This window comes from uncultured Clostridium sp. (assembly GCF_947036855.1).
Classification (GTDB): Bacteria; Bacillota; Clostridia; order Clostridiales; family Clostridiaceae; genus Sarcina.
This window is the reverse complement of record NZ_CAMQRY010000122.1, coordinates 1-6,679: the sequence shown is the minus strand read 5'-3', so window position 1 is coordinate 6,679 and position 6,679 is coordinate 1. Positions and strand designations below refer to the sequence as shown.

8 protein-coding genes and 1 riboswitch are annotated in these 6,679 nt (G+C 28.6%); of the genes, 1 reads left to right on the top strand and 7 read right to left on the bottom strand.

The genetic code is table 11. The features are described from left to right. Positions 1-250: 250 nt before the first annotated feature. Complete coding sequence (locus tag Q0V15_RS10720) at positions 251-1,186, top strand: hypothetical protein (protein ID WP_297438847.1); 936 nt, start codon at positions 251-253, stop codon at positions 1,184-1,186. Between the two features lie 214 nt (positions 1,187-1,400). Here the strand turns inward: Q0V15_RS10720 and Q0V15_RS10715 are convergent, their stop codons facing one another. The 7 genes from Q0V15_RS10715 to thiD form a co-directional block, all read right to left on the bottom strand. Then, positions 1,401-1,634: a hypothetical protein gene (locus Q0V15_RS10715; RefSeq protein ID WP_297438845.1), complete on the bottom strand. Its 234-nt coding sequence runs from the start codon at positions 1,632-1,634 to the stop codon at positions 1,401-1,403. A 95-nt stretch (positions 1,635-1,729) separates the two neighbouring features. After that, a complete protein-coding gene (gene rlmD / locus Q0V15_RS10710) occupies positions 1,730-3,094 on the bottom strand; it encodes a 23S rRNA (uracil(1939)-C(5))-methyltransferase RlmD (RefSeq protein WP_297438843.1) in 1,365 nt (454 codons plus the stop codon). A gap of 42 nt (positions 3,095-3,136) precedes the next feature. After that, positions 3,137-3,460 carry a hypothetical protein gene (locus Q0V15_RS10705; protein WP_297438841.1) on the bottom strand — a complete coding sequence of 108 codons (324 nt, stop codon included), beginning with the start codon at positions 3,458-3,460 and terminating at the stop codon, positions 3,137-3,139. 134 nt (positions 3,461-3,594) lie between these two features. Then, positions 3,595-4,218 (bottom strand): thiamine phosphate synthase, encoded by a 624-nt coding sequence (gene thiE, locus Q0V15_RS10700; RefSeq protein ID WP_297438849.1) that lies wholly within the window; start codon positions 4,216-4,218, stop codon positions 3,595-3,597. Then, complete coding sequence (tenA, locus tag Q0V15_RS10695) at positions 4,211-4,879, bottom strand: thiaminase II (RefSeq protein WP_297438838.1); 669 nt, start codon at positions 4,877-4,879, stop codon at positions 4,211-4,213. Before tenA ends, thiE begins: the two co-directional genes overlap by 8 nt. A gap of 3 nt (positions 4,880-4,882) precedes the next feature. After that, on the bottom strand, positions 4,883-5,665 hold the full coding sequence (thiM, locus tag Q0V15_RS10690; protein ID WP_297438836.1) for a hydroxyethylthiazole kinase: 783 nt from the start codon (positions 5,663-5,665) through the stop codon (positions 4,883-4,885). Positions 5,666-5,684: 19 nt separating this feature from the next. Further along, positions 5,685-6,476, bottom strand: coding sequence for a bifunctional hydroxymethylpyrimidine kinase/phosphomethylpyrimidine kinase (thiD, locus tag Q0V15_RS10685; protein ID WP_297438834.1), 792 nt, complete (start codon positions 6,474-6,476; stop codon positions 5,685-5,687). Between the two features lie 125 nt (positions 6,477-6,601). After that, positions 6,602-6,679: riboswitch (TPP riboswitch) on the bottom strand. This riboswitch is flagged as partial in the annotation.

The following is a 6,679-nucleotide window of genomic DNA, read 5'->3' as shown; positions in this document are numbered from 1 at the left end:
ATTAACCTCTTTTTTTATATTTATTCTACACAAGTTTTAATATACCTTTTTTAAAAGCAAACTTTAATATTTTATTTTTCATTTCTTTACTATTGTCGAATTTACTCCTTTAAATTACTTAATACCTCTATTTATATTAATATATTAAATAAAAAATTTAATTTAATACCACTATAACCTTGTATTAATAAGCTTATTATTGTATAAATTATTAATAGGTATAACTAATTACAAACTAAGGAGAATTTTTATGGGAATTAAAAAACTTTATAATGCACAAAAGAATAAAAAGAATATAACTAAGGGGGCTAAAGACCTTCAACAAACAGAAAAGCTTTCAAAAAAAGCTATTGAAGAAATTGATACGCTTCTTTCTATTATAGATAATGTTGATATTAAAGAGGATTTGCTATCACTTAAAACTATGATTTCTATTGATTTAAGCTCTGGAGATAATATTGCTATAAGTAATTATCTTTTTGGTAGACTTTTCAGAACTCATGTTACGGCTGAATATACTGTTCTTAAAAAGAAGTTCCAATTAGAAATTTTAGCAAATGATACTCTTATCTCTAAAAATACAGAACTTACTTCTTTATATGAAACTACACAAGATATTCTTTCAATGAATGTTAAAATAGCTAGAAATCTTTTAGGTTTAACTCAAACATACGCAACTGCAAATAAAGACTTACTTCCTAGAAACCAAAAAGAATTTGATTTATATGTTGCTGAGTACGATACTTATATATCTCAAAGATTTGATGATATCAAAACTAAATTTGCAGAAAATAACTTTAAAGAAAACCTTGGTGAAGATATGATGAATACTGTTAAAGAGCTATTTATAGAACTTAACCCTTCATTTATAGCCGATAGTCTTGATGATATCGAGAAACTTATAAATACACACTTTACTTATGAATTAAAAGTTAGCACTTCTCTTCTTAAAGTAAAAAATCTAAAAAAAGATGAAGAAGAAAATAAAATTTTTGATGCTCTATATGAAATTATTTTAGACTATAACAGAGTTGCTGTTATGATACTTTTAAATATTTTCAAAGTTCAAAAACCATTTAATGATAAGTACACTAAAATGATTGAAGAGTTTGACCTTAATGAAAAAGTTAAAACTGACTTTACTACTCTTACAGAAATTTATACTGAAGTTTTAAATAATCTTTAGACTAGTTAAAATCTAATTTTAATATATATACTTGCCTATATACCTATTCATAAGTAAGAGAGATGTCATCACATTTCTCTTACTTCTTTTTTTATAATTATTCTATCAATATTTCATATTAAATAAAATAAAAAACTACACTTTATTTTAAGCGTAGTTTTAATCTATTTCTTCGTAATATTGATTTTATATCCTAATATAAATCTCCCATTGATTATCCTCTTAAGAAATCTACTAAAACTGCAGTCCCTGAGCTTTTAGCATAATCTTCAATCTTTATAAGTATTTCTCCCATTTCTTTAGCTTTAATACTTTCTTTTATATAAACTTGTATAACATAGTAACCATCAACTTCACTATATTTAAATTCTGTTATTTTCTCTAAAATTTCTTTATTTAAATTATTCTTAGCATAATCTATAATCATATTATACTGCTCTTGACTCATCAGCACTCACTCCAATTTATTATTTAATATATCTATATTGTAACCTATTTTTATAACTAAAAAAAGATAGCACCAAAATTGATGCTACCTTTCAACTAAAATTCTCTAACTTTATTCAATTTAACAATTGTCTCGACATGTGGTGTATGTGGGAACATATCCATAAGTAGAGTTTTTTCTATTTCATATCCACTAATTTCAAGTGCTTCTAAATCATCTACAAGTGTTTTAGGGTTACATGAAACATATATGATTTGCTTGGCTCCAAATTTAACTACGTATTCCATAGCTTTTGGATGAACTCCACTTCTTGGTGGGTCAAGTATTATTATGTCAGGGTTTCCTGTCATAGTTTTTATTACCTCTGCAACATCACCTGCTATAAATGTACAATTATTTAGTCCATTTAATTTAGCATTTTCATTAGCTGCAACTACAGCCTCTTCTATAAGTTCAACTCCAGTTACTTTTGAAGCTTTTCCTGCTGCAATCTGTCCGATTGTTCCAGTTCCACAGTATAGGTCGAATACTTCTTTATTATCAGCATCTCCCATAAAATCTCTTACAAGACTATAAAGTTTTTCTGCTCCAAGTGAGTTTGTTTGGAAGAATGATAATGGAGAAATCTTAAATCTTAATCCAAGAAGTTCTTCTGTTATATAATCTTCTCCATATAAAACATTAATCTTATCAGCAGATACTGCATCTGATAATGAATCATTTTCTGTATGTAATAATGATTTAAGTGTTCCATCAAAGTTTATAGCTTTGATTACTTCTGCATAAGCAGTTAAATCAAAATCAACTTGAGTTGTTGTTACAAGGTTAATCATTATTTCACCAGTTTTTTGTGCTTTTCTTACAACTAGGTGTCTTAAGAATCCAGTTCTAGCCATAACTCTATAGTAAGTTAAGTCTGTTGTTCTGAAATACTCAAGAGTTGCTCTTGATATTTTAGCAAAGTCATCATCTGTTAAACAACATTCTGCTATATTAACAATCCCAAATCTTTTTCCAACCATATGCATCCCAAGATTTAATTCTCCACCCTTTGTTTCATCTCCGAATGAATATTCCATCTTATTTCTGTAATGATTAACTTCTGGACTTCCTTCTATTCCAAGGAACTCACCTGTTGTTCTGTTAGCATCTGTAAATAACTTCTTAACTTCTTCAACCTTAAACTCTAATTGCTTTTCATAAGGTATAACTTGCTGCAAGCATCCACCTGATATTCCGTAATGCTCACAAATTGGAGCAACTTCATATTCAGCTCTTTCTAAAACTTCTCTAACCTTAACTTCCACATAATTCTTTCTCTTTTTGCTTACAGTTCCTAAAACTTTTTGTCCTGGGAATGTATTTTTAGCATAAACCTTTACTCCTTCAACAAATCCAAATCCTTTTGCTGGGAATTCTATATCTTCAATAGTTACTTCAACTTGAGTACCTTTTTTCATTCTTTCACCTCTAAATATCATATCTTATGTTATATTTTGCTCTTACTTAAATAGTTTGTTTCCAAGTGTTGTTCTTATTTTTGTTCCTAGTAAAATTGTTGGATAAAGTATATTAGCTACTACATATAATATAAAGAATAATGGTATTCTTTCTACTACTGCATATCCAAAAGGTTTTACAGCTAAATCAATTATAAGTAATGCTATAAGTGATGAACCAACAACTACACATTGATCTATAACCCCACTCATAAGTCTTGAGAAAAATCCTTTAACAGGTTCTACTTCGGCATTTTTTGTTACAGATACTTTTTCTGCTTCAACTTTAATGTCTTTAACTTCTTCTGCATTTTTATTATTTTCCATTTTAGACCCTCCCTTTTACTGTAGAAATATCATTTAATTAGTATACTATATTCAATAATTAATGACAAACTACAAAAATATTCAGCTAAGCACGAGTCTAAGCTGAATATTTTAATTCTATCTATTATTGTACCTTACTTTAAGGCATCAAGCCACATTTTACTTCTCTCAAATATATTTTTTTCACATAATATATCTGATATAACTGCATACCCATTAATATTTATATCTTTAATCTGCTCTAAGTTAGATAATTTTATTCCTCCAATAGCTACAATAGGTATATCTACACTTTCTTTTATATCAGAAAGCATTTTTATTCCAACATTATTTGCATCAAGCTTTGTTGTTGTATTAAAAACTGCTCCAACACCTATATAATCTGCTCCATCTTTTTTAGCTAGTTTTGCAAGTTCTATACTTCCTGTTGAAACTCCTATTATTTTATCATCACCCAAAAGTTTTCTAACTTCTTTTAAAGGTATATCACTTTGCCCAACATGAACTCCATCTGCATCTGATAATATTGCAATGTCTACTCTATCATTTATTATAAGCAAGGCATTATATTTATTTGTTATTTTTCTTAGCTTTTTTGCCCTCTCTAAAAATTCTTTTCCACCAAGCGTTTTTTCTCTTAACTGAATACATTTTATCCCTGCTCTTAAAGCCTCTTCTATTTCAAAATAAAAATCTCTACCTTCTAATATATTAGAATCTGTAACTAAATATAATTTTAATCTCTCCATATTAATTATCTCCCTTAAAATTATAAGACATATCCCAGAAATTCATTTCATGTTTGCTACATTCTATAAATATTTCTATGAGTTTTTTCTTCTTACTATCTGAAATATCACTACATAAATCATCTATATAGTTTATCCATCTATCAGTAAATTCTGCAAATCCATTATCAGCATACATTTCAATCCACCCTCTAAATGGATTATCCTCTAGCTTACCTTTATAATTATCCATTATATATCTACCTATATAAGAATAACTCCAAGTGCAAGGAAGTATTGCTACTGCTATCTCTTCAACTCCACCAGTTAAAGAAATTGACTTCATATAAGCTGTATAGTTACTGTTCTCACCTTCTTCCTTCATTTTTTCAAGTTCTGTAAGCTTATACCCTAAATCTCTAAGATATTTTACATGGTACTCATTTTCATCTTCCATAGTTGCTTTAACAGAGCTGTAAAAGAACTTTATTTCTTCCATAGTTTCTGCTTTTACCATTCCCATAGCAAAAACTCTTGAATATTCTTTTAAGTATAAATAATCTTGAACTAAATATTTTTCAAACTTAATCTTATCTAAATTTCCATTTGCTATTTCAACTATAAATGGATGTTTTAAATAATCACTCCATATCTCTCTTGTACTTTCAAATAAAACTTCTGAAAACTTCATATTTTACACCCCTTCAACTTTTGCTAATCTTTTAATTTTTTCCTCATCTAATAAATAAACTTCATCCATAAGTGAAACCTTAAAACTTCCTATTCCTTGATTTTCTTTATCTGCAAGTTCTCCACTAAGTGCCATTGTTAAAACACCCATAGCTGCTGCCTCTAAATTTTTATCAGTAGCTCCAAGGTATGATGCTATAAGACTAGCACTCATACAGCCTGTCCCTGTAACACTTTTAAGTTTTACACTTCCATTCTCTATTTTTATAACTCTATCACCCTCTGTTATATAATCTATCTTCCCTGTTATAGCAAGAATTGTATTAAGCTTTTTACTTAAATCTTTTATGATATCTATATTAACTTCATTATCTAATGAATCAACACCTTGTCCACTAGATGCAATTCCTCCAATAGCTTTAATTTCTGCAATATTTCCTTTTATAACAGTAAAACTGTTTATCTCTAAAAGTTCTTTAACATATTTAAACCTTACAGGACTTGCAAAAACACCAACTGGGTCTAAAACTATTTTCTTATCATATATCTTTGCAAGTCTTGCAACTTCTTTGAATATAATGCTAGTTTCCCTATTTATAGTACCTATATTTATAACAATACTACTAGCTATCTTTACTATATCTTCTAAATCATCCATATAAGATGACATTATAGGACTAGCCCCTATAGCAAGTGTTATATTCGCACAATCATTTATTGTAACTTCATTTGTAAAATGCACCACAAGTGGTGTTTTACTTTTCACTTCATTAATTAAACTAAACATTTATCCTTCCCCCTCTACCTTAAAATTTATAAAAATGATTAACTGGTCCAACTCCACTACCTAAATCAAAACTTTGATTTATTGCTTCTGTTATATATTCCTTAGCATTTTTTACTGCCTCTACTGCTTCTTGTCCCTTTGCTAAGTTTGAACATATAGCTGATGATAAAGTACAACCTGTCCCATGTGTATTTTTTCTATTAAGTCTTTTAGCTCTAAGATATTCTAAAACTCCATCTCCATATAAAATATCTGTTGAATCACCATCTAAATGTCCACCTTTAATTAATACATAGGTTGCCCCTAGTTTTTTTATAAGCTTTGCTGCTTCTAACATATCCTCTAAAGTTTCTATCTTCATTCCTGTAAGTACCTCTGCCTCTGGTACATTTGGAGTTACAATATATGCAAGTGGAATTAAATATTCTTTAAGTGCATCTTGAGCATCTTCTTTAAGCAATGCAAATCCACTCTTAGATATCATAACTGGGTCTAAAACTAATTTTTGAACATCAAACTCTTTAAGGCTACTTGCTATCTCTTTTATAATCTCCTCATTTGATACCATTCCTATCTTAGTTGATTTTGGTCTAATATCCTCAAAAACAGCTTTAATCTGACTTTTTATAATTCTACTACTCAGTTCCTCAATATCAAAAACACCCATAGTATTTTGAGCTGTTATAGCTGTAATAACACTCATTCCATAAGTCCCATTTGCACTAAAACTTTTTAAATCAGCCTGTATCCCAGCACCTCCTGATGAATCAGAACCTGCAATTGTTAATGTTGGAATTTCATACTTACTCATAACTCTCCTCCTAAAAATAAAATAAAAAAACACCATCTAAATGAATAGATAGTGTTATATCACAAACTAAAAATATATAAATTAAATCTTTTATAAAAAATGATTTTAACTTAAAATAATTTATATATATTTTCAAAACGCTTTCCTACGCTGGTACTATCCAAATCAGGTTCAAGGGTTAATCCTAAAAAGAATTTCTCAGC